This is a genomic window from Mesorhizobium sp. 113-1-2 (assembly GCF_016756475.1).
In the GTDB taxonomy this organism is placed as follows: domain Bacteria; phylum Pseudomonadota; class Alphaproteobacteria; order Rhizobiales; family Rhizobiaceae; genus Mesorhizobium; species Mesorhizobium loti_C.
Genome location: NZ_AP023242.1, coordinates 4,706,583 through 4,728,538, shown reverse-complemented (window position 1 = coordinate 4,728,538; position 21,956 = coordinate 4,706,583). Strand labels below are relative to the sequence as shown.

At 58.8% G+C, this 21,956-nt stretch carries 16 protein-coding genes; 9 read left to right on the top strand and 7 right to left on the bottom strand.

Going from position 1 to position 21,956, the window contains the following annotated elements; all coding sequences use genetic code 11:
* Positions 1–11: 11 nt before the first annotated feature.
* The 5 genes from JN279_RS22775 (at position 12) to JN279_RS22755 (ending at position 5,748) form a co-directional block, all read left to right on the top strand.
* Positions 12–1,283: an efflux RND transporter periplasmic adaptor subunit gene (locus JN279_RS22775; RefSeq protein WP_202350310.1), complete on the top strand. Its 1,272-nt coding sequence runs from the start codon at positions 12–14 to the stop codon at positions 1,281–1,283.
* Complete coding sequence (locus tag JN279_RS22770) at positions 1,280–2,506, top strand: FtsX-like permease family protein (protein WP_202350309.1); 1,227 nt, start codon at positions 1,280–1,282, stop codon at positions 2,504–2,506. Before JN279_RS22775 ends, JN279_RS22770 begins: the two co-directional genes overlap by 4 nt.
* A complete protein-coding gene (locus tag JN279_RS22765; RefSeq protein ID WP_202350308.1) occupies positions 2,499–3,212 on the top strand; it encodes an ABC transporter ATP-binding protein in 714 nt (237 codons plus the stop codon). The genes JN279_RS22770 and JN279_RS22765 overlap by 8 nt, the downstream gene beginning before the upstream one ends.
* Positions 3,213–3,806: 594 nt before the next feature.
* Positions 3,807–4,346, top strand: coding sequence for an Hsp20/alpha crystallin family protein (locus JN279_RS22760; protein WP_202350307.1), 540 nt, complete (start codon positions 3,807–3,809; stop codon positions 4,344–4,346).
* 136 nt (positions 4,347–4,482) lie between these two features.
* Positions 4,483–5,748: an MFS transporter gene (locus tag JN279_RS22755; protein WP_202350306.1), complete on the top strand. Its 1,266-nt coding sequence runs from the start codon at positions 4,483–4,485 to the stop codon at positions 5,746–5,748.
* A 169-nt stretch (positions 5,749–5,917) separates the two neighbouring features.
* Here the strand turns inward: JN279_RS22755 and JN279_RS22750 are convergent, their stop codons facing one another.
* Together JN279_RS22750 and ppsA are read right to left on the bottom strand one after the other, a co-directional pair.
* Positions 5,918–6,610: a CBS domain-containing protein gene (locus JN279_RS22750; RefSeq protein ID WP_202350305.1), complete on the bottom strand. Its 693-nt coding sequence runs from the start codon at positions 6,608–6,610 to the stop codon at positions 5,918–5,920.
* Complete coding sequence (ppsA, locus tag JN279_RS22745; protein ID WP_244734098.1) at positions 6,607–9,024, bottom strand: phosphoenolpyruvate synthase; 2,418 nt, start codon at positions 9,022–9,024, stop codon at positions 6,607–6,609. Before ppsA ends, JN279_RS22750 begins: the two co-directional genes overlap by 4 nt.
* 191 nt (positions 9,025–9,215) lie before the next feature.
* On the opposite strand from ppsA, the gene JN279_RS22740 reads away from it, so the two are divergent.
* Positions 9,216–10,133 (top strand): 1-phosphofructokinase family hexose kinase, encoded by a 918-nt coding sequence (locus JN279_RS22740; protein WP_202350303.1) that lies wholly within the window; start codon positions 9,216–9,218, stop codon positions 10,131–10,133.
* A 51-nt stretch (positions 10,134–10,184) separates the two neighbouring features.
* Here the strand turns inward: JN279_RS22740 and glk are convergent, their stop codons facing one another.
* Together glk and JN279_RS22730 are read right to left on the bottom strand one after the other, a co-directional pair.
* Positions 10,185–11,237 carry a glucokinase gene (glk, locus tag JN279_RS22735; protein ID WP_202350302.1) on the bottom strand — a complete coding sequence of 351 codons (1,053 nt, stop codon included), beginning with the start codon at positions 11,235–11,237 and terminating at the stop codon, positions 10,185–10,187.
* A 297-nt stretch (positions 11,238–11,534) separates the two neighbouring features.
* Positions 11,535–12,212, bottom strand: coding sequence for a phosphoribosyltransferase (locus JN279_RS22730; RefSeq protein WP_038647147.1), 678 nt, complete (start codon positions 12,210–12,212; stop codon positions 11,535–11,537).
* A gap of 285 nt (positions 12,213–12,497) precedes the next feature.
* Here JN279_RS22730 and JN279_RS22725 point away from each other — a divergent pair, with 285 nt between their 5' ends.
* A complete protein-coding gene (locus tag JN279_RS22725; RefSeq protein WP_244734749.1) occupies positions 12,498–13,565 on the top strand; it encodes a hypothetical protein in 1,068 nt (355 codons plus the stop codon).
* Here JN279_RS22725 and JN279_RS22720 read toward each other — a convergent pair.
* A complete protein-coding gene (locus JN279_RS22720) occupies positions 13,510–14,490 on the bottom strand; it encodes a ribose-phosphate diphosphokinase (RefSeq protein WP_202350300.1) in 981 nt (326 codons plus the stop codon). The two genes, JN279_RS22725 and JN279_RS22720, sit on opposite strands and share 56 nt — an antisense overlap.
* 370 nt (positions 14,491–14,860) lie before the next feature.
* On the opposite strand from JN279_RS22720, the gene JN279_RS22715 reads away from it, so the two are divergent.
* A complete protein-coding gene (locus JN279_RS22715) occupies positions 14,861–15,286 on the top strand; it encodes a DUF2267 domain-containing protein (protein ID WP_202350299.1) in 426 nt (141 codons plus the stop codon).
* A 2,114-nt stretch (positions 15,287–17,400) separates the two neighbouring features.
* Here the strand turns inward: JN279_RS22715 and JN279_RS22710 are convergent.
* Together JN279_RS22710 and JN279_RS22705 are read right to left on the bottom strand one after the other, a co-directional pair.
* Positions 17,401–18,810: a hypothetical protein gene (locus tag JN279_RS22710; RefSeq protein WP_202350298.1), complete on the bottom strand. Its 1,410-nt coding sequence runs from the start codon at positions 18,808–18,810 to the stop codon at positions 17,401–17,403.
* On the bottom strand, positions 18,773–19,780 hold the full coding sequence (locus JN279_RS22705) for a hypothetical protein (protein WP_202350297.1): 1,008 nt from the start codon (positions 19,778–19,780) through the stop codon (positions 18,773–18,775). The genes JN279_RS22710 and JN279_RS22705 overlap by 38 nt, the downstream gene beginning before the upstream one ends.
* 1,532 nt (positions 19,781–21,312) lie before the next feature.
* On the opposite strand from JN279_RS22705, the gene JN279_RS22700 reads away from it, so the two are divergent.
* A complete protein-coding gene (locus tag JN279_RS22700; protein WP_202350296.1) occupies positions 21,313–21,774 on the top strand; it encodes a hypothetical protein in 462 nt (153 codons plus the stop codon).
* Positions 21,775–21,956: the final 182 nt, after the last annotated feature.

Genomic DNA, 21,956 nt, shown 5'->3' with positions numbered 1-21,956 from the left:
TCGAGGCCGCCATGCTGCAGATCAACACCGATTTACATCCGGACATCACTCACAAGCGCAGCTTGGCGACTGCACGACATTTCATCTGGCTCCACAAATGGCTGCTTGGCGGGCTGGCCTTGTTGGCGGTCGCTCTTGCTCTGGCGCTGGCGCGCTGGCTTGTTGGCCCCGAAGTCGTCGTCTATCGCGTGATCCGCGGCGATCTCACAAGGACCGTCGTGGCGAGCGGCCACGTCGAGACGCCCTATCGCGTGAATATCGGAACGCAGTACACCGGCACGGTCGCGGAGGTGCTGGTCGAGGAGGGCCAGACCGTCAAACGGGGCCAGCCGCTCATTGTCCTGGAATCCACTGAACTGAAATCCGCGGTCGTCCAGGCGCAGGGCGCCGCCGCGCAGGCGGAGGCGCGGATGCGGCAGCTGCGGGAGTTCACGCTGCCGGCCGCGCAGCAGGCGCTCAAGCAGGCCCAGGCAACGCTGGTCAATGCCCAGGCGGCCTACCACAGAGCTGAACAGCTTTCCAAGGCGGGCTTCGGCACCCGTGAGACGCTCGACGCCGCCACCAGGGATCTTGACGTCGCGCGCACCCAGGTCCGCACGGCCGAGCTTTCGGTCTACACCGCACAGCCCGGCGGCAGTGACTACGTGATGGCGCTGACCCAGCTCAATCAGGCACAGGCCAATGTCGCGACTTCGCAAGCGCGCCTTGGCTATGCGACCATCGCCGCGCCGCGAGACGGCATTCTCATCACCCGCAATGTCGAACGTGGCGCCATTGTTCAGCCAGGAAACGCCCTCCTCGTGCTGGCGCCCGCCGGTGATGTCCAGTTGGTGTTGCAGATCGACGAGAAAAACCTCGGTCTTCTTCGGGTAGGTCAGGACGCACTGGTTTCAGCCGACGCCTATCCAGACCAGCGCTTCGACGCCAAGGTGTCGTACATCAACCCGTCCGTCGACATCACGCGCGCGTCGGTGGAGGTGAAGCTCACCGCAACAGCTCCCCCGCCCTATCTGCGCCAGGACATGACCGTCTCCGTGGACATAGAGATCAACAAGCGCGCCTCGACGCTGGTCGTTCCGGCGCGCGCGGTGCATGACCCGACATCCGCTTCGCCTTGGGTTCTCGTCGTTCGCAACGGCCGCCCACGCGAGCAGGCGGTCAGGCTCGGCCTGCGCACGAGCGACCAGATAGAGGTCCTGGAAGGACTTGCGCAGGATGATCTGGTCGTTCCGGTCGCCGCCGGCGTCAGGGCCGGCCAGCGCATCAGGCCGGTGGCGTCATGAAACCCTGGCTGACATTTGCCTGGATCGCGGCACTGCGGTTTCTCGCCGAAGGCCGCATGCAGTCGGGATTCATCCTCAGCGGCATCGCCATCGGCGTCGGTGTCATCGTGTTCATGTCGGCGATGCTGACCAGCGTGCAGACCAACTTCACCAATCGCGTGCTCACTTCTCAGCCGCAGATCCAGCTCATGGCGCCACAGGAAGTCGCCCGACCGCTGAGATGGCATGATGGGGTGATCGAGGCCGCGATCGTCCAGCAGCCGACGCAGCGTATCCTTTCCATCGATCAGTGGCAGACGATCCTCGCCGCGATGCGCGCTCGGCCGGATGTGGTGATCGCAACGCCGACCGTATCCGGTTCAGCACTTGCCGTACGCGGCGATGCCAGCCGCAGCATCGGCATCTTTGGAATGCAGGCCGACGACTATTTCCGCATCGTTCGTGTGCCGAACTACATCGTCGCCGGCAATTCAGAGCTTGGCTCCGACGACATCCTCGTCGGCCTCGAACTCGCCAAGGATATCGGCGCGACGATCGGCGACAAGATCAACGTAACGACCGCCATTGGCGGCAGCCGCACACTGACAATCAAGGGAATATTCGATCTCGGCAACAAGGGCGCGAACGCGCGCAACGCCTATGTCGCTCTGCGGACGGCTCAGAGCCTGCTCGGGCTGCTCGGCGGCGTGACGACGATCGACCTCACTGTCACCGACGTCTATGCGGCGGAAACCATTGCTCAGGACATTCAGGCGACGCTACCGGTGGAGGCCGACAGCTGGATCAAGACGAACGCCCAGATATTCACTGCGATCCGGGCCCAAAACCTCTCCAGTGCCCTGATCCGCATCTTTGTCGGCCTGTCCGTGGCGTTCGGCATTGCGGCCGTGCTGGTGGTGTCCGTGCTTCAGCGTTCTAAGGACATCGGCATATTGCGCGCCATGGGTTGCGCGCGCGGACAAATCCTGAGGGTCTTCCTGATCCAGGGCGGCGTGCTCGGTTTTGTCGGCTCGTTGGCCGGAGCGCTGGTCGGCGCCGCCGCTCTCATGGTGTGGCACCGCTACGCACGACAGGCCGATGGCTCCGAACTGTTCCCCCTCTATATCCAACCGAGCCTGTTCGTATCTTCGGCGGCCCTTGCCACCATTACCGGGGTGATAGCCGGCATCGTGCCGGCGCTGCGCGCCGCAAGCCTCGATCCGGTGGATGCCATCCATGGCTGATCTGCTCGCTCTCGAAGGCATTCGCAAATCCTACAATGTCGGCACCCCGGTCGAGACCGAAGTGCTGCACGGCATAGACGTCACCATCCACCCGCGCGAATTCGTCGCCCTGATGGGGCCATCCGGATCAGGCAAGAGCACGCTGCTCAATATCATTGGCCTGCTCGATCGCCCGACCTCCGGGCGGCTATCGATCCATGGCGAGGACACGACTCAATTGTCGGAAGCCGCCTTGACCAGCCTGCGCGGCCACACGATCGGTTTCGTGTTCCAGTACCATTATCTGATCTCTGCTTTCACCGCGCGAGAGAATGTCATGATGCCGATGCTGCTGGATCGTGGCCGACCGGACGCCACGATGGAACGGCGCGCCGACGAGCTCCTGGACTGGGTCGACCTCGGAAAGTGGCGCAACAATCGGGCGCTGAACATGTCGGGCGGCCAGCAGCAGCGCGTCGCCATAGCCCGCGCCTTGGCGATGGATCCGTTGCTGGTGCTCGCCGATGAGCCGACCGGCAATCTCGACACGGCCTCAGCCGATGCTGTTTTCGAATTGATGCGGCGCTTCAACAGGCAGCGCGGCACGACCTTTCTGATCGTCACGCACAACCATGATCTCGCCGACCGCTGCGACCGGATCATCCAGGTCGTGGACGGCAGGATTACCGAGGACCGTATCAATGTGCTGGAACGCAATTCGCAGTGATGCTGCAAGCGCGGCTGGTATCTGGGGACTGATCGAGCAAGGATCCGGTCACCCAACCTAACCGCCTCCGATACTTCCGACGCTCGGTCCGCCGCGATCCTGGAGGATCATGCCAACGACCCGGTTCTTGAAGAACAGCAGTCGCTGATTTCCGAGCTTTCGTCCGACGCCATTGCCCGGGGACCATCTTGCCGATCGACTGTCCGCACTCGGTACTCCTGCGCCGGACTTGAGCGCAAGCACCTTTGATCATCGGACTGCCGTGCGGTGCCGAGGGATGGCGTTTCAAATCACCGCGCTATCCTTTGGTGGTCGCGCCTCTCAATTCGAGTTCCGGCGAGCGGCTTTTTCTCGCGCCATTGATCCCGATCAATGAGCGGCCACTCCACAACTGCTTTGATGCAGCTCATGTCAGGCTGGATGTGGCCACGCGGGGCGGTAACGACCCGAGATCGGGAAGTGGTTGGGCGCGTAGCTCCCTCTTACAGCACCTGACAAGCGGGCCCGCTTCTCTCACCGGCTCCCAGGGAAACCTGAGGCGAAAGGGTCGAGACGGCGGGCTCGCATTCAACCCCAAATGCTAGGAGAAGAACCATGGCTGAAGCTGCCACCAAACTCCCCGTCAAGACAGAGAAAGGCACTGCCCCTGCCCGGTCCGACAACTGGACGGCACCGTTCGAAAGCCTGCGTCGCGAAATTGACCGGCTGTTCGACGACTTCCACGCTTTCGATTTCCGGCTGCCCTCGACCCGCTCCCTTTTCGGTCGAGAACTGCCGTCGCTACGCAGCGCGGATTGGCCGGTGGCGCCGGCGATGGACCTCGTCGAAAAGGACAAGGAGTATGAGATCACGGCCGAACTGCCCGGCATCGACGAGAAGAATGTCGAGATCAAGCTCTCCAACAACACGCTGACGATCAAGGGCGAAAAGAAGGAAGAAAAGGAAGAGAAGGACAAGGACTATTATCTGTCCGAGCGCCGCTACGGCTCCTTCCAGCGTTCGTTCCAGCTGCCTGAAGGCGTCGACGCCGACAAGATCGATGCAAGCTTCACCAAGGGCGTGCTGACGGTGAAACTGCCCAAGACCGCCGAAGCCCAGAAGGCCGAGAAGAAGATCACGGTCAAGGCCGCCTGATTGCCGTGGCTAGAGAACCTCAGCGCGCCTGACCGGCGCGCTCTTGGCCTCAGCGTAGCGATTGAAGATGGCGATTGCTTGCGAGCCTGTTGGCAACGGGGGAGGTCCCAGTATCGAGTTGGTGAGATAGGGAGCAATGGAACACCCTGCGACATCAGAATGTGCTCGCACAGGCCTTCGGACCATCTCCTCGGAAATCTGGGCGCTAGGTTTCGTGTCATTGCTGATGGACGTCTCCTCGGAGATGGTCCACGCTTTGCTGCCAATCTATCTCGTGACCGTCATGGGGGCATCGATGGTGGCGATCGGGACGATAGAAGGCGTTGCCGAAGCGACTGCTGCCATTACCAAAGTCTTCTCCGGTGCGCTGTCTGATTGGCTGGGAAAACGCAAGCTACTGGCCATCATCGGCTACGCTCTGGCGGCCGTCACCAAGCCGGTGTTCCCGCTGGCTTCGTCAGTTGGATGGGTTATGGCAGCACGCTTTGTCGACCGGATCGGCAAAGGAATCCGAGACGCCCCCCGTGATGCTCTGATTGCCGATATCGCTCCGCCAGACCTGCGAGGCGCGAGTTTTGGTCTTCGTCAATCTCTCGACACGGTAGGCGCATTTGTCGGGCCGCTCCTGGCAATTGGCTTGATGTGGCTGACCTCCAATCAGTTTCGGATCGTGTTCTGGGTCGCCGTTCTTCCCGGCGCACTCGCGGTTGGCGTCCTTGCTCTTGCCGTTCGTGAGCCGGTTCGACCTGCAGACTTGCGTCAGGTGCGGGCTCCCCTGAGCATGCCAGAGCTGCGACGGCTGGGTTCGTCCTTCTGGCTTGTTGTCTGTGTCGCAACCGTGTTCACCTTGGCCAGGTTCAGTCAGGCCTTTCTCCTAGTGCGCGCACAAGGCATGGGTTTGCCAACAGTTCTCATCCCACTGATATTTGTGGTCATGAATGTAATCTACGCGCTCGCAGCCTATCCGGCGGGCGCGCTCTCAGACCGCGTCAATCGCCTGACAATGATAATTGTCGGCTTCTCGATCCTCATTGCTGCAGACCTTGTGCTGGCGCGCGCCGGAAGCCTTCCCGGTGTTGCGCTCGGCGTGGCCCTCTGGGGTTTGCATCTGGGGTTCACGGAAGGGCTTCTGGCAACGCTCGTCAGTGATACTGCGCCGCCGGAACTCAGAGGCACTGCCTTCGGCATGTTCAACCTTGCGGGTGGCTTCGCGTTGCTGGCGGCGAGCCTGCTGGCAGGCATGCTTTGGGAAATCTTTGGACCGCAAATGACCTTTTTGACGGGCGCAGGTCTTACAGCGCTGGCGCTCGCTGGTCTTGGAGTGGTTCGCTGGCGCGTTCCCACTCTTGGGGGCAATCAAAAAACCCAGACCGAAGAGGATGCAATGTCCAGCCAATCCTAAATGCGGCCAAAGCCATATTGCGGCGGGAGCGCCGACGAAAATCCTCGGCAGCGTTATCGAGATATTAGGTGGCGATCATCAAAACGAAGCTCGTCACTTGATCCAATCAGACGTTCGCATGCGGATCAATTCTGTCTACAAGCCATTTCATTGCACCCCCAAGGAACACTCAAGTATCGTCCGCGGCGGGGGTAACAACGCGGATATTGTCGACGACGCGGACGGCGCCCGACGTGTTTTCGGCTGCGACGCGTATCGCGGCGCGCACATTTTCATCAGCGACCGTACCATTAAGATGGACGACACCGTCGTGAACGACGACGTCGATCGCGACGTCAAGCATCCAGGCCTTGTTTTCAACTTCCTCCATAATGCGCTTGCGGATTTCCAAGTCGCTGACGACCGATAAAGGGATTTCACCAGCATGGCGCGACAGCGCCGACAATAGGTTGGAGCGGCTGACTATGCCGATCACCTTGCCATCGCTGACGACCGGCAGCCGCTTGATGCCACGCTTTTCCATCAGGTCGACGATCTCGCCGACCGGCGCATCCGGGCCGACGCTTGCGACGTCGCGGCTCATGACGTGCTCGACCTCACGCCCATGCTCCTGAGCATACTCTCGCGCGAGCTGACTCCTATTCAGCCAGATCTCCAGCCATCGCGGGCGATGGCGCGCGGTTCCGATCTCCTCCCGACGCAACAGGTCGCGCTCGGTAACGATGCCGAGCAGCTTTCCTTGTGCGTTTACGACCGGCAGGCCGCTGATGCGGTGCTCAAGCATGACGCGCGCCGCATGCTCGATCGTGGTGTCGGGGCGGACCGTGGTCGCCCCCATGGTCATGATGTCGCGGGCTCTCATTGTCTTGCCTCACTTTTTTTGGTCGCAGTTTCCGCCATGGCGACCTTTCGCTTCACCGCGATGAAGCTGTCTGGACTGACCGAGATCGAGTCGATACCGCAGTCGACGAGGAACGTCGCGAATTCGGGATGATCGCTCGGCGCTTGCCCGCAGAGACCGATCTTGGCGCCAGACTTGCGGGCCGCATTGATGACGTTCGAGATCATCCATTTCACCGCCGCATCCTGTTCGTCGAAGAGGTTCGCGAGCTCGGCAGAGTCACGATCGACCCCAAGAGTAAGCTGTGTGAGATCATTCGATCCGATCGAGAAGCCGTCGAAGCGTTTTGCGAATTCCGCCGCTAGAATGACGTTGGACGGGATTTCGCACATGACGAAAACCTGCAGGTCATCTTCGCCGCGCCTTAGTCCGTTCGCCGCCATGACCTCGAGCACCTGGTCGGCCTCATGCGTCGAGCGGCAAAACGGAATCATCACGATGACATTTCGAAATCCCATTTCGTTCCGCAGCCGGCGGATGGCTCGGCACTCAAGCGCGAAGCCCTCTCGGTAAAGCGGGGAGTAATACCGGGATGCGCCCCGGAACCCGATCATCGGGTTTTCCTCTTTTGGCTCGAACTGGGCGCCCCCTATCAGTCCGGCATATTCATTGGTCTTGAAATCGCTCATGCGCACAATGACGGGCTTTGGGTACAGCGCCGCGGCGATGCGCGACAGCCCTCGCGCCAACCTGTCGACAAAATACTCCGTCTTGTCCGCATAGCCGACCGTCAATTCTGTGATTTCGCGCTTGGCAGCTTCGTCCTTGAGCTGGTCGTAGTGCACCAGCGCCATCGGATGAATGCGGATATGGTTGCTTACCACGAACTCCATGCGGGCAAGACCAACCCCGTCGGCTGGAAGACGCCACCAGTGCAGCGCGGCGGCAGGGTTCGCGAGATTGAGCATAATCTCGGTGTGCGTTTGTGGAAGGTTGGTCATGTCGACGATTTCGGTGTCGAAGTCGGCCGTCCCTTCATAGACAAATCCCTGATCGCCTTCGGCGCAGGACACAGTTACGGTCTGCTCACCGTGCAACAATTCGGTCGCGTTGCCGGTGCCGACAATTGCTGGCAAGCCGAGTTCGCGGCTGACAATGGCAGCGTGCGAGGTGCGCCCGCCGTGGTCGGTGACGATCGCTGCCGCCCGCTTCATGATTGGTACCCAGTCAGGGTCGGTGGTTCCCGTGACGAGAATTGCACCGTCGACGAAGTTGGCGATGTCGCGGGCATTTTCGATCAGGCAGACGCGGCCCGTGACGACCGCATCGCCGATCGCAAGTCCTGCGATGAGCTTTCTCCCCTTTCGCGTGATCGTGTAAGATCGGAAAGCTGCCGCTTCGCGACGGGATTGGACCGTCTCTGGCCGAGCCTGGACGATGAAGATATCGCCTGTCTCCCCATCCTTTGCCCATTCCATGTCCATGGGACAGCGGTAGTGGGCCTCGATCGCAGTTGCCCACCTGGCGAGCAACAGGATCTCATGATCTTCAAGCACGAAAGCCGTCCGCTCTATCTTCGAGGTTGGAACGTTTCGGGTTGGGTTGTCGCCGGCGGCATAGATCATCTTCTGCGCCTTGGCGCCGCACTTCTTGCCGATGATGGGCACAAGAGCGGGTGCGGAGAGCAGAGGTTTGAAGACCTGGTATTCGTCGGGATCGACGGCCCCCTGCACAACATTTTCGCCCAGCCCCCAGGCGGCATCGATCACGACGACATCCTTGAAGCCGGTTTCCGTGTCGATCGAGAACATGACGCCCGATCCGCCAAGATCCGAACGGACCATCTGCTGCACGCCAATTGAAAGTGCGACACTCATGTGATCGAACCCTTTTGCCTTGCGATAGCTGATGGCTCGGTCGGTAAAGAGCGATGCGTAGCAACGGCGGCATGCCACCAACAGAGCATTCTCACCACGAATGTTCAGGAAGGTTTCCTGCTGACCGGCGAAGCTCGCGTCGGGCAAATCCTCGGCGGTCGCGCTCGAACGCACGGCGACATCGACCTCTGCTTTTCCAATGCTCCGGCAAAGCGCGCGATAGGCGATCTTGATCTCGGTCGCGGTTTCCTCGGGCCAGTCGCCATGCAGAAACAATTCCCGAATGGCCTTGCCCGTCTCGGCAAGGGATGCCTTTCCAGCAATCATTTCGCCAAGCTGTGCTTGGATCCGCTCTTCCAGGCGGTTCGCGTGCACAAAGTCCCGATAGGCCTTGGCCGTCGTCGCAAAACCAGGCGGTACACGGATGCCTTTTGGTGCCAAGACCTGCACCATCTCGCCCAGCGAAGCATTCTTGCCTCCGACATGGCCGACATCGCCGCGTCCGACCTCGTCAAATCGGGCCGTAAGCCTATCTACAAGTGCAGACCTTGCTTTCACCGGACTCTCCCTACGCATCGGGACACTCTGCGGAATTCATCTGCATAAGCCTTGATCCCAATCAAGAATTTGAGCCGAGTGCGATATCTTTGAGCCACGTCAAAGCGCCGACCGACCAGTTGCGCAACCTGCTTCAGCGCATCGACTTACGTGATTAGGCGTCGGTGGCTGGGTGAGGAAGATCTGGCGAAGTGACACAAATCCTGACCATTACGCTGAACCCAGCGGTCGACATGTCAAGCGAAACGGAAACTGTGCATCCCACTCGCAAGGTGCGAACCACCGACACAAGATTTGATCCCGGCGGTGGTGGCATCAATGTCGCCCGCGTGATCACGGCCTTAGGAGGAGAAGCCGAAGCCTACTTCCTTGCAGGAGGAGAGACAGGCTCGCTACTGGCTCGCCTGCTGCAAAAGGAAGGAGTCCTCGGTCGTCTTGTGCCAATCAAGGGCGATACCAGGATCAGCTTCATGGTTCGCGAGCGCAGCACGGGCCTCGAATATCGCTTTGTTCCCGAAGGGCCTTCGGTGCGCCTCGGAGAATTGAAGCCGTGTCTGGATATAATTTCATCTCACGCAGGGCAGTACGTTATCGCGAGCGGAAGTCTCCCCAAAAACACAGCTTCCGACATTTACGGCCGAATGGCCAAGTTGGCAGCAGCGCGTGGTGCAAGATTTGTTCTCGACAGTTCTGGCACCGGTCTCGGGACGACACTCATGCATTCTCGTGTCTTCCTGGTGAAACCGAGCCTTGGGGAGTTGGAGCAGTTCGTCGGCCACAAACTTGATGAACTGGGTGTCCGCCAAGCAGCGTCCGACATCGTCGCCCGTGGCGCGGCAGAACTGGTCGCGGTTACCATGGGGGCGGACGGCGCACTCCTTGCCAGCGCCCAAGGTGTACTCCGCGTACCTGCGATCAAGGTGCGCGCGCGTTCTACCGTCGGCGCGGGAGACAGCTTCCTAGGAGCGATGATCTGGGCACTTTCGGAAGGTAGGGCCCCTGAGGACGCCCTCAGATTGGGTGTTGCAGCCGGTGCGGCTGCAATTATGAGACCCGGCTTTGAGCTTTGCCGTCGAAAAGATGTGTTCGACCTCAGCGTGGCTGCATAGTCAAAATAGTGGCTGCCACCACCGAACAAAGCTGCCGGATGTCGAGGCCTGTTAGCCAGGCTGTCGAACAAGATCTGACGCGGACCTACCGCCCGAAGCACTGCTAATGCCTTCTGACAGAAATTCGGCTTGAGACAGCGCCACTGCCGCGCCTCGCAATCCTGCATCCAGCGCCTTGATCACAAAGATCGGGATCGGTTCAAGAAATGACGACAGGCGCCCCTTGTATTGAAACTCCCTATGGAAAAATGCCAAACGGAAAGCGGTGGCTTCTGAAGGGTCGAAAACCCTCGCGGGGATGCCTCCGCCAAGATAGACGCCGCCCCGGGCACCGTAGACAAGGGCCATGTCTCCGGCGAAACGGCCGAGCCATCTCTCAAGATATCCGAGAGCCTCAAGGGCGAGACGATTCTCGGCGTGCAGTGCTTGCTCCACGATCTCAGGTGCCGAGGCCAGTACCGCTGCCTCCTCCTGCGTCTCGGCCAGCGCCTTATAGATCTGCACGAGCCCTGGACCCGAAATCAGACGCTCTGCCGACACGTGCTTCTCGTTTTTTGCGATGCGCTTGATGAGTGAGAGCTCATCCGCATCTTCGGCCGCGAAGGAAATGTGGCCTCCTTCGCTGGCAATTGGGATCCATCCTGACGGAGACGGGACAAGACCGGCGACGCCCAGACCCGTGCCAGGTCCAAGCACCACCTTCGGCGCGCGATCCACTGGCTCTCTTCCGCCGATCTTGTGGAGGTCGTGTGGGCCCAAGAAGGGCAGAGACAGGGCGAGCGCCTCGAAATCATTGACCAAATGAACATACTTGGCGCCGCTTGCCGAGCACAGATCCTTGCGCGAGAAGGACCATGGAAGATTTGTCATGCGGACGGTCTCTTCCGCAACGGGACCGGCAATCGCAAAACCAGCGATCGAGGGCCGATGCGGGATGCAATCCATGTAGGCTTTGACCGCGGCCTGGAGCGATGGGAACAGGTCGCACTGGAAACTGGCGAAATGTTTGATTGTGAGCTCATCGATGTCCGCAATCGCGAACCGCGCGTTGGTCCCGCCTATGTCAGCCACAAGAGCGGTGCGAGATTTATCGGGTAGCGTCATGTCTCCAACACTCACTTCAAATGAATAGGCTCAAAGGCAACGCACAACGACGCCGCCACCAAACACCTAACAGTATGAATGTTAGCACAGGCACCCAAAGCCATTTTGATTCACGTCAACGGGCAACCCGTGCCGCTGCTTGAGCTTCAATGATGAGCGCCTCTGGAAAAACGCATGGCCCTCGAAGCATTCAACACAAATGCAGTCGTTAGGCATGCCGATTTTGAAGTCCAAATCGGCCGCTTTCAGCGATGATTGCAATCATGGGCGCTGTCCACCCATCGGGGAGCTGAAGCATTATTCGTCGACCGACGACGAGCGTCCCGCAGATGCCCTGCCCTGTGCAGCGCCCATCAAGGCGATCACGTCCTCGTCTCTCAATTGATGGAAATCGCGATAATAAAGGCCGATTGCCTGGAAAAATTCGGGCTCTTCAAGGCAGATGACATCGTCGGCCTCTTTCCTCAGTTCCTCGATCGTTTCAGGCGGGGCGACAGGAACGGCCACTACGATGCTACAGGGCTTGCGCCGTCGTAGGCCGCGGATCGCAGCCCGAACGGTTGCGCCCGTTGCGATCCCGTCGTCGACTATGATTGCTATCCTGCTCTTGACATCGACATGATGGCGATTGCCGACGTAGAGACGACGTCGGCGCTCGATCTCGGCGAGTTCCCTTTCGCATGACTTGTCAAACTCTGCCGCGGAAACCCAGGCAAGGCGAATGACATCTTCGTTGCGCACAACGATGGGATCATCGCCGTCGATGATCGCGCCCATGGCAAGTTCGGGGTGGGTTGGTACTCCAATCTTACGCACCAGAAGCAGGTCGAGAGGAGCCTTCAGATGGGAGGCGACCTCTGCCGCCACCGGGACGCCGCCGCGGGGCAAGGCCAGTACCACGACATTATCGCCTCGATAGCGATCAAGGGCCTTGCCAAGCCGTTTTCCTGCCTCGGAGCGATCTGCGAACAGCATGGGATCAAGCCTCTCTCGCATTGCGGGCGGCCGCCCGCCACGTCTTCAAAAGTCAGTCCGGTCTTGCCTGCAGATAGACCTACGCTTTCGACTTGCCGATATTGATCAGGCCATGCCTTGCCGGCGAACCCGCGGAAAAACGCCATCCAGATACAGACAAAGATCGACGATGGTGTTGCGCTCCATGACATGCAGCCGGAATTGCACCCAAAATGTCACGGCCAGCGGGCACGTCCTTGACACGCGTCAAAGTACGGATCGCTTCTGGCCACCATTGTGCCGACGATGATGATGATGGGACATCGGCAATTTGCGGAGTTGGCGGCGAAGGTGCGCTTTCTCAGCGATCCGGCGGCATACGGGGTTGGAACGACACATGTGGATGTCCGCGAGACGCATATGTCCTGGGTCTTCCTCACGGACGATCTGGTCTACAAGCTCAAGAAGCCGGTCAGGCATGCGTTCCTCGACTTCAGCACCATCACGAAGCGGCACTTCTACTGTGGCGAGGAATTGCGGCTGAACGCTCGCCTAGCCGCCGAAACCTATCGGCGGGTCGTTCCTCTTCGCCGCGACCTATCAGGCCGACTAACCCTCGGCGGTGGTGGCCGCGTCGTAGACTGGCTGGTCGAAATGAAGCGCCTGCCGCACGGCGACATGCTGGACGAGCGCATCGCCCTCGGACGCCTGGCGGCGACTGAGATAGACGACGTCGCCAAAGCGCTGGCGGCCTTTTATGCGCAACGCCAAGCTGAAATTGACGGCGGCGGCGCCTATCTGCGCCACCTTACTGAAGAGCAGCGCATCAACCGCGCCATTCTGCTCCGGCCCGAATTCGCGTTGGTGGAAATGGTGTCCGGCACTTTGGACACAGTAGACAGTCTGCTGCAGCGATTAAGGTCTCGGATCGAAGCACGAATCTTTCGCGGCGCCATCGTCGAGGGGCATGGTGACCTGCGCCCCGAACACGTCTGCATTGGTCAGCCACCCCAAATCATCGACTGCCTCGAGTTCAACCGATCGATGCGCATCGTCGATCCCTATGACGAGATCAACTATCTCGGCTTGGAATGCGAGATGCTTGGCGCGCCATGGATTCGGCCGCTCCTGGTCAAGGCTCTGGAGGGCCGGCTGCCGGACCGCCCTGATGCCGAATTGCTGGCGCTCTATGGCGGTTTCCGAGCGTTGCTAAAGGCCCGTTTGGGGCTCGCGCATCTCCTTGAGACACCTATCCGTCATCCAGAAAAATGGCGTCCGCTGGCGATCCGCTACATCAGGCAGGCAGACCGCGAGATTTTCAGTCATCAATCCCGATCAGGTCGGAAATCGATCCGGGCGTGTGGAGACGCCTGATCGCCTTGCCGATCAGGCGACCGATCGGCAGAATGTCCAGGGGCGCCTGCGGGTGACGGGCTTTGGCTAGTGCGGCCGAGTCCACGCTGTCAGTGACGGTGATGCGGTCTATCGCCTGGCTGCCGAACAGCATTTCGGCACCTTTGCCAAACAATCCGTGCGTGGCGATCGCATGAACGGTCCGGGCGCCGCGTTCACGACAGGCAAGTGCTGCGCGCAGCATGGTGCCACCGGTGCTAATCATATCGTCGACGATGAAGACGGCATTGTCGACGACGTCGCCAGCGAACAGTTCGCCGGAAACCACGTTCCGGCTGCGGCGCTTTTCCATGAAGCCGAATCCGATTTCTTTATCGCTCTCTGCCTCCAGAACCTCTTTGAGCAGTTGCGCGCGTTTCACGCCACCGCCATCGGGTGAGAAGATGGTCACCGGCAGGTCGCCGGCCAGCTTGCCTATCAGCGGAGCAAACAACTTTCGCGTATCGAGATGCACGCTCTCGCATCGAAAGGCATTCTGGAAAGCCGCGAAATTGTGGACGTCGAGCGTGACAATCCGGTCGGTGCCCATAGCCTCGAAGAGTTGCGCGACATAGCGCGTGGTGACGGGATCGCGCGCCTTGGTTTGCCGGTCCTTGCGCGCATAGGCGAGATAGGGAACGACCGCCGTTGCACGCGCAGCACCGTTCTCCTTGCATGTCGCCAGGAAGAAAAGGAGCTTGCACAGTCTGTCGTTGGCAGAGGCGCTGCCACTTCCAGCGAGACTGTGCAGCACATAGACATCCCTGCCGCGCACGCTGACCAGCGGGCGAGCCTTGTGTTCCCCATCCTCGAAATCTCTCTCTTCATGAGGGTCGAGTTCGATCGAAAGCACTTGCGCTACGGCCGCGCCAAGTTGTTCCGAACCTTTGAGAGCGAAGAAACGCATGTTTCCTTCTAACCGGTTTGGAGAACTGATGGATTGACGCGCGTCAAGGATGCGAGCCGCCGCATGGCCTCGGAATGACTATCGACCATCTTCAACACTTGCGTAGGGGAGAACCGTGCCGGAGCCGCGGCAAAATCGTGAGACCAAGTCCGGGCGTCAGGCCAATGAAATGGCAGACCTTGCAGAGCCTGGCAGCCCAACATCGGGAACTCGCAGCTGATTACTCGGAAGGCATTGTCGTGCCCGGCATGCAGGACCCGCCAGCCCGGCCCGCTCGCCTGGCATGGTCACCACGATGGTTTGATCCGGCTCAATGCGAACATCTCGCTTCATGCGCCAGAATGAGAAGATAAATTGAAGGAGCGATCGTATGACACACACTTCAGTTACGGGTTTTACCCACGCCGCCGAGCAGGCCCAGCAATGGGTGAACGAGTTGGCCCGAGATTTGGGCTGGAGCGAACAAAATACATACCGATTTCTGAAATCCGTCCTGCACGCATTGCGAGACTGGCTCTCGCCAGCGGAGATGGCTGATCTCTCAGCTCAGTTGCCCACACTCATCAGAGGCATGTATTTCGAAGGTTGGAAACCGGACAGCCCGACATGGGAAAGGAAGAAGAGCGACTTCGTTATTTGCGTCAGGAGCAACTTCGGGGACGAGATCGACATCGATATCGATCAGGCGATCAGAGCCGTTTTCAAATTACTCGACCGCCACATATCCCATTGCGAAATCGTCCAGGTTCGGAACTCGATGAAGAAATCGCTCCGTCAACTCTGGCCGGTGGATTGATCCATATTCCGGGATCAACAAGGAGGTGGGAAAAAGGCGTGACGTCGAGGTCGTGAAACTCTGTCTGTATCAGCCGACCGTATTTGCGCAGCCGCGAGGTGATGTCCTTGGCGCGCCGGGTGCTATAATCCAACCAGAATAGTTTGGGCGATCGGCAGCCGTTCGATTGGATTGTGCCCCGGCATCAGAACCGCTCGCCGACCATGCTTCGTTCTGTGCCCACACGGTGGCAACATGTCCAGGAAGATGACGATTTTAGATGTTCTCTATACGGGAGTGCATTTTCGATAATGATCGAAGCCTTGGACCACAAACGGCATTCCCAAGCGGAGGTAAATCGGGTTCAGGCTCAACATGACCCAATACGACCTGACCGACCTCGGGTGGCACGTGAACGAACTGCACCTACCACGGCAGTCTCATCGACTTCCGCTTGGTGTTTGGGTGGGCGGGCTTGGCCGGGGGCTCGCGCCCGGCCCGCCTGGTTCCACAAGGGGTTAACTCCCCGGTGTGGATAGTCCGAAAGGTTTAATCGCGCGATTGCCAATCAGCGATGGCTGGTGCGGGTCCCGCCCCCGCCGGCCTGCCGTGCAGGCCATTCCGCCATCGGCTTGCATCAAGCTGCCTAAGTGGGCATGCCTCTCGAATAGCTTGAGCTTTTCAGGGTAGCCAATTCTGATCGTGCGCCCGCAACCTTCGCATCGATATTTGGACACGACGCGGAACCAACTTCCACGCTTGACGAGAGGGAATTGGCAGCCCGGACATTGGTAGGTCAGATCGACAGAAGTTAAGCTCTCAGAAAGTGTCATCTTCGACCTCTCAGACCAAGCAGCAATCATTCAACTGAGGCAGCAACGATAAATCGCGCAACCATCGACACGCTTGACTCAGATCAACCCGGGTCGATGCGTGCGAAGATAGGCTTCCTCGAAAAGGAGGCCTCTAATGTTGCACGAGCCGTTGCATTTTAGGTTTGCCAGGTCGGTCAACATCCAGTGGCATAGCGAAAACCTGGCGCCACGGGAGCCGACTTCCAACGACGGCCTATCTTGGCATTTGAGGCATGCTATCCGCTGCAATTGCTATCGCCTTCCCGGGGAAGTCGCGCGGGAACTGGAGCGGCGCCAAATCTTCGCCTATATCTCCGACCCTGACTGAGTGCTATGTCAGCAGCCATGGCACGGTCGAAGGCAGCTTTGATCCATAAAGCGAACATCGCCCATTACTGGCGAAGATTGATGGCTGTACAATTAGATCCCCTTAAGCGTCGGCAGATTTCCCGTTTGCTGGATGCGGAATACAAGAGGCTCCAACGAGCCCAACGGGTGGATGGCGCACGTCGCCAAAATAGCAGGATGCCGTCTGGAGGGATTGGTGCTTCAGCGGCAGCAACGGCGGTGGATTCCGCCTCTACGCAGCATCACTCCAGAGCTTGAGAGGGCGCTCCGAGCCTAGCGGCCGCGCAGGAGTTGTCGTAATATGCCTTGACGGTCCCATTATCGCGGGCATCTGGGAAATCTTCAACTTGCAGTGGCCCCTTGCCCCGCTTCTCAAAATCCTGCTTGAGGTCGGCCTTCTTTGGCGCGCGTTCTTTAGCGGGCCAAGATCAACACGCTGAGCAGTCGCGAGCAACCACGCTCCTCAGCCCTGTGGTTGGATGTCGGCTTTGGGGAAGCGGCAAAACTAATCTAAACGTCTGAATTGAGGCGCGAAGCTGCCGTTCAAAACATGATACTTGGAAGTCGTGCCGTCGCGCTTTCGGACGCAACGTGGTCTATCCCTTCCAGAGCCATGCAAAAGCCGAATCTAGTATCCTACTTTGTCCATGAGCACCCGCAATTCGGACTGCGGAGTGACCCAGAAAGTTCGAAAAGCTTCCAGGAACCCCAGGGGAACTGAAGGCCGCATCGGACACTGCGGTGCCACGGAAATCGTGGCGAACGTCTGCGACGAAGCGGCCAATATCGTCGGCAAAAGAGCATCCGAATAGGATTGTCGGCGGCTCTGTCGTGGGAACGAAAAAAGAAGAGAAGCAGAACTTTTGTGTGCGATTTTTGCACACGGCCTCCCACAACTATCTGATATTACTTATCTATCTGCCCCATCCATCATCAAGGTTGCGTACCTGACTTTGTAGAGGGTGACGTCGGAGCATTTTGCACCGGCGGCTGAGCACTCAGAGTGTTGTGCCATCCAGTTTGTGCTCCCGGTTGTTCAATCATGACCTGAAGGGCCAGCCAACCCAGTGCACAAGCTATGAGTACGGCGATGGCGCCAACGAAGTGGTAGGGGCGAGCAGCGGAACGCGTTGGCTTCGTGACCATCCCTTCGTAATCCTCGGCCGGGATAAAGCGATAGAATCTAGTTCGCCATTGCTGACGCAATTGGTTTTGCAAATGGAGATAGGCCCATCCGCTCCCCGCCACAACGATCAAGTATCCAGCAACGACGGCGGCCACAAGCGCCAGCACCCACGGCTGGACAGTAGCGGTCGACCTGGCCGCCACCAAGGTGATCGCCGTGGCGATTGCAACCGCGACGGCGCCCGCCAAAGTACGAGTGCCTTCAGCAGCCTTGGCTGTGTCATCAGCAATGGATTTGCGCAAATCTCCCTGAGCTTTGATGGCTTCGCGACTGAGATCCGACTGGCTCAACTGAAACGCCAGTCTTGCCCCCTCCAGGATATCGCGGCCGGCATCTCGAAAGGCAGCGGCCACCGTCTCCGTACGGGTGACTGATCTAGCGAACTCGGCTGCGAACAGCGCATGCCTTTGCTCTGCTGAAGCGGAATCCTCGAATACCCAAGCCGCTGCGGCCGAGAGATCCTTGAATCCAACATAACCAAGATCATCCACCAGGCGGTCGAATGCCACCACCATGTTTAGCCGTGGTGGGCCCAGAAAAACTACGCTGCCTTGACCCACCACTTCGGATGCCAGGCTCCGGATCAGCGCCGGCGCACTCGCGGCGGCGAAAGCCTTGAAGGCCGTATCATTCCAAATTGCTTCAGTCAGGTCGCCCCGCAGCAGCCATTTGCGAATGTCCGCAGGAACCAAACGCTGTCCGCTTCCCTCACGGACCACGTCGAGCGGGCTCTTCGTTGGCGAGGCAGGCGCGAACACCTCGCCACGGCCCCAAGGATTGAAAGATATCGTACCCGACGCGAAACCTTCCCTGGCGCAAGCTATTTGCCAAATTCCCTGCACTTCCGGTTCAGAAATGGCCTGTCTCAGACCTTCCAGCGTCAGGATGCGCCTGTCGGCGCCCTCGGATGCTTTCTTGATTGTCGCCACGAACGGTCCGAAGTCATCATGAATTTCTTCCGACCGGATCGGCTCCCCGGCCCCATCATGCAGGTCGCAGGTCCACCCAACTCGCAGGACCGCAGCCGCCAGTTTTTGAACGTTGGCGCCGCCAAGGCGGCTTACGGTGACCGCCGATGGTGTCTCCACGACGTTGGCCCAGCGAGAAGCGACCCAGCCGTCAAGCAGGGCGCCGAGTTCGATCGGAGTTGACGTCATCTGTGTAGCCTTGCGTCGTCACGACGAATCTGGTGCGGCCGTCTTCCAGCTTCTCTTCCACAACGGACTGGCCTTCAAGGGCCGTGTTATACTCGAGTCTGACACCTTCCTCGGTCATGATCGTGCGTCTGACGGCCTTTGGCAGCACCGAGGACGCCGGTGCAAATGCCAGTCCGGCGAGCTTCTTTTTGCGCACCAGGCGGTCTACCGAGTTGTCAAAGCGCCCCTTGGTTTCATCATCCGTGGGCTGGCCGGCGCCGACCCAAACAGCTTGCCGGATTACGTGCTCGTTGATTTCGGGCGCGTTGCGCAGCACACCATTGGCGCGCGAGACACACGACGCCATTCCCCCTTTCGGGAGGTATTCCTTGTGATCCGACAGAGCAGTCCGCACGACCTCTCTCACGTCTAAGGTCAATTCCTCATCGCTTCTGTCGCGTGTGACTTGGAGGTACTCACGGAAAAAATCGGTGAGGACCGGAGCAGGCCTTCCCATCCGATCTCTTGTCGACAGGGCTGGCTCAGCACGCCCGCGGCGTGTTCGTATCATCGCTGATTTCTGAATCGCCGATCTATTGCTGACGAAGGCTTCCACGATTCGCCGAAGTCCGGTGGCGCCCTGCCTGTGTACGATCTCGAGCGCTTGGCTGTAGTCGTACTTCACCAGCGCATAAATCTTTACGTCCGCTTCGTCCACGCCAAGCTCGAATACAAAGAAGGCGCCGTCCTTTACGCCGCCGCGGTGTAGCCGGCAGAAATCCGAAGCCAATGCCTGTGCACCCTCTTGGAAACCGACTTGTCTAGTCGAAATAGCCTCGACATTGGATCGAGTTGTCGAAATCTCGGCAAAGCGGTAGACAGCATCCGACGAAATATCTCGCAGGATCTGGAGCAGGAAATCGTCGTGCTCGACTGACAGCTCTGGTTGTGGCTCAAAATCCTCATCACCGCCAACGATGTGAAGACTCATTCTTGCCAGACGCAACGTACTGGACTCTAGGTCCGTAAGAAAGCTCATAATTCTGCCCCCGAATAACGCTTAGCACAATTCATATTTTTCTATCGCACGTCAATATTGATACTTCTGACTTCCGACCTCTTGGACCAGCGCTCGAAAAGGAGGAAGACGATCGAGGTCATCCTCCCTCGCGATCTGTGGCGCGGTAGATGCCATAGCCAACCTTGATGAGTAATCCTTCGTCGCATATGCGGGCCAGATAGCATCGGGGAATTCCGATTCCCGTCAGCTCGCGCGTTCGTACTTCACTCTTTTCGCGGGCAAATGCGACCGCGCGTTCTCGGAGAGATGGTTGAGGCCCGCCGGCCAATTGGATGCGCTTCGCGCGATCGCGGTCGCGCTTGCGAATCCTGACAGGAGGCTCCGGCGTAGTTTCGAGGGAGATCGGCAGCTCGTAGTTCGCGGTTTCTTCGGCCCGGGGAGCCAACATTTTCAAAGACTTAGCCGATCCTGGCAAGCTCCGGAAAACGGCTGATCCACAGCATATCTACAGAATCTGGTTTCGCTATGGGCCTGTTCTGATGATTGCCGCGTTCAGCATGACGGAAGGCTTTGGACGAACTTCACTATCGCCCAACGCCCTTTCACGGCCGTAACAGGGGTTCGATTCCCCTTGGGCGTACCATCTTTTCGCATCCCTCCTATCATTTCAGTCGGAGCCATTGGGTTAAGGTCGCCGCACAGCCCCGATGGCCCACAAGCCCGGCAACTTCTGCCCTAGAGTTCCGCCGTCTGGCGCCGCCAGCCACCTCCGCATGGACCCTCACCACCAAGCCCGCGAATGCACCGCGCTGCTCGGACGGATCTAAACTCACTTGCATCCCCACCCAAGCACCTTGCTTGACTGCGGACTGCCGCCAACACTAACATCCAGTATGCGTGGCAAATCCGTGATTTGCCCGCCCCTTAAATCCATTTCCCCGAAATGCTGCCTCGTCTCAAAAATGAGGGTTGTTGCAGCAGCAAACTTCAGATCGTTAATCGGCTCAGTGAAGCTAAGAGGCCTTTGACTCGCGGCGTAATAGGCCCCTCGCGACCAACTTAGGACAGCCAGCCTCGCTCCAACGTTAGTTGGCTCGGCAAACGCAACGCTAGCTCCTAGCGGCTTCCATGCGATCGCACGATAGAACTCGTTGGCGTCAGGCTCCTTAATAAACGTATCGACTTTGACGGTGCCATTTCTTGAACGGGGAACCGTTGGGACAAAGTAAAATGCTCCATACGGTGGACGACGGGCTCACCGTCGAGGTATTGAAGAAGCTGCTGCAGTAGAGCGGGGTTGCCCTTCAATTGGCTACGCTGCGGGAGCGGCCTCCTTGCCGCACGATGGCGACACGGTGCAGGCAAATGCGAAACGACTAGCCAAGAAGACGTTGATGCAAAAGAATACGGTGTTGCGTCGACGCTCAAAAAATTCCCCCGATCAACACGCCAGTTGACGCAGTTAGGGCAGCTATCGTGGCGGTGCAAAAGAGGTTGGATGTATGAATAACTTCGATCTTTGGTTCCAACGTTTGTATTGGTTATCCCAAATTGCCTTACCCATTGTTGCTGTCGTGACGGGGTGGATCGTCTGGACGCAATACCGTACGGCCAAGATTTTCGAAATGATTAAGCACCTAGAAGACCCCGCAATTCGAGAAGCACGCCGCATCTTATATAAAGGGATTATTGCTAGCTCACCCCCGAGGGATTGGTGGAACCGCGACGACGAACTTGAAAATGTAGCGGCCACAGTGTGCGCTCGCTATGCCGTCGTCGGCGTTATCACCGATACCGATAAATGGGTTCGGACGTTTGTGGCCCGGGAATGGGCAGATAATATTTGTTGGACCCACGAAGCTCTCGCCGATTACCTCGAACATCGTCGCCACAGTAGTCCCGGAGCTTATTTAGGGTACACCCGTCTTTACGACGCAGCCAAGCCCTTCCGTAAATCAAATTAGGACGCTACCCAGAAGCGCGCACATCTCGACTGCAGGCGCTAGATAGAAGTTCGAAAAGCTTCCAAGAACCCCAAGGGTGCCACGCCCTTTGGGTCGCAAGCCACGCCAGACATTTCAGAACCTTTAAACGCAAAACCGGCTCGGTTGGACCGAGACAGTTAGCGTACTATGAGAGAACTGAT

Coding starts and splice junctions, on each gene's coding strand:
- JN279_RS22700 (WP_202350296.1), top strand. CDS start 21,313: ATGAATAACTTCGATCTTTGGTTCCAACGTTTGTATTGGTTATCCCAA.
- JN279_RS22770 (WP_202350309.1), top strand. CDS start 1,280: ATGAAACCCTGGCTGACATTTGCCTGGATCGCGGCACTGCGGTTTCTC.
- JN279_RS22705 (WP_202350297.1), bottom strand. CDS start 19,780: ATGAGTCTTCACATCGTTGGCGGTGATGAGGATTTTGAGCCACAACCA.
- JN279_RS22760 (WP_202350307.1), top strand. CDS start 3,807: ATGGCTGAAGCTGCCACCAAACTCCCCGTCAAGACAGAGAAAGGCACT.
- JN279_RS22720 (WP_202350300.1), bottom strand. CDS start 14,490: ATGCGTTTCTTCGCTCTCAAAGGTTCGGAACAACTTGGCGCGGCCGTA.
- JN279_RS22715 (WP_202350299.1), top strand. CDS start 14,861: ATGACACACACTTCAGTTACGGGTTTTACCCACGCCGCCGAGCAGGCC.
- glk (WP_202350302.1), bottom strand. CDS start 11,237: ATGACGCTACCCGATAAATCTCGCACCGCTCTTGTGGCTGACATAGGC.
- JN279_RS22725 (WP_244734749.1), top strand. CDS start 12,498: ATGATGATGATGGGACATCGGCAATTTGCGGAGTTGGCGGCGAAGGTG.
- JN279_RS22765 (WP_202350308.1), top strand. CDS start 2,499: ATGGCTGATCTGCTCGCTCTCGAAGGCATTCGCAAATCCTACAATGTC.
- JN279_RS22775 (WP_202350310.1), top strand. CDS start 12: ATGCTGCAGATCAACACCGATTTACATCCGGACATCACTCACAAGCGC.
- JN279_RS22710 (WP_202350298.1), bottom strand. CDS start 18,810: ATGACGTCAACTCCGATCGAACTCGGCGCCCTGCTTGACGGCTGGGTC.
- JN279_RS22750 (WP_202350305.1), bottom strand. CDS start 6,610: ATGAGAGCCCGCGACATCATGACCATGGGGGCGACCACGGTCCGCCCC.
- JN279_RS22755 (WP_202350306.1), top strand. CDS start 4,483: ATGGAACACCCTGCGACATCAGAATGTGCTCGCACAGGCCTTCGGACC.
- JN279_RS22730 (WP_038647147.1), bottom strand. CDS start 12,212: ATGCTGTTCGCAGATCGCTCCGAGGCAGGAAAACGGCTTGGCAAGGCC.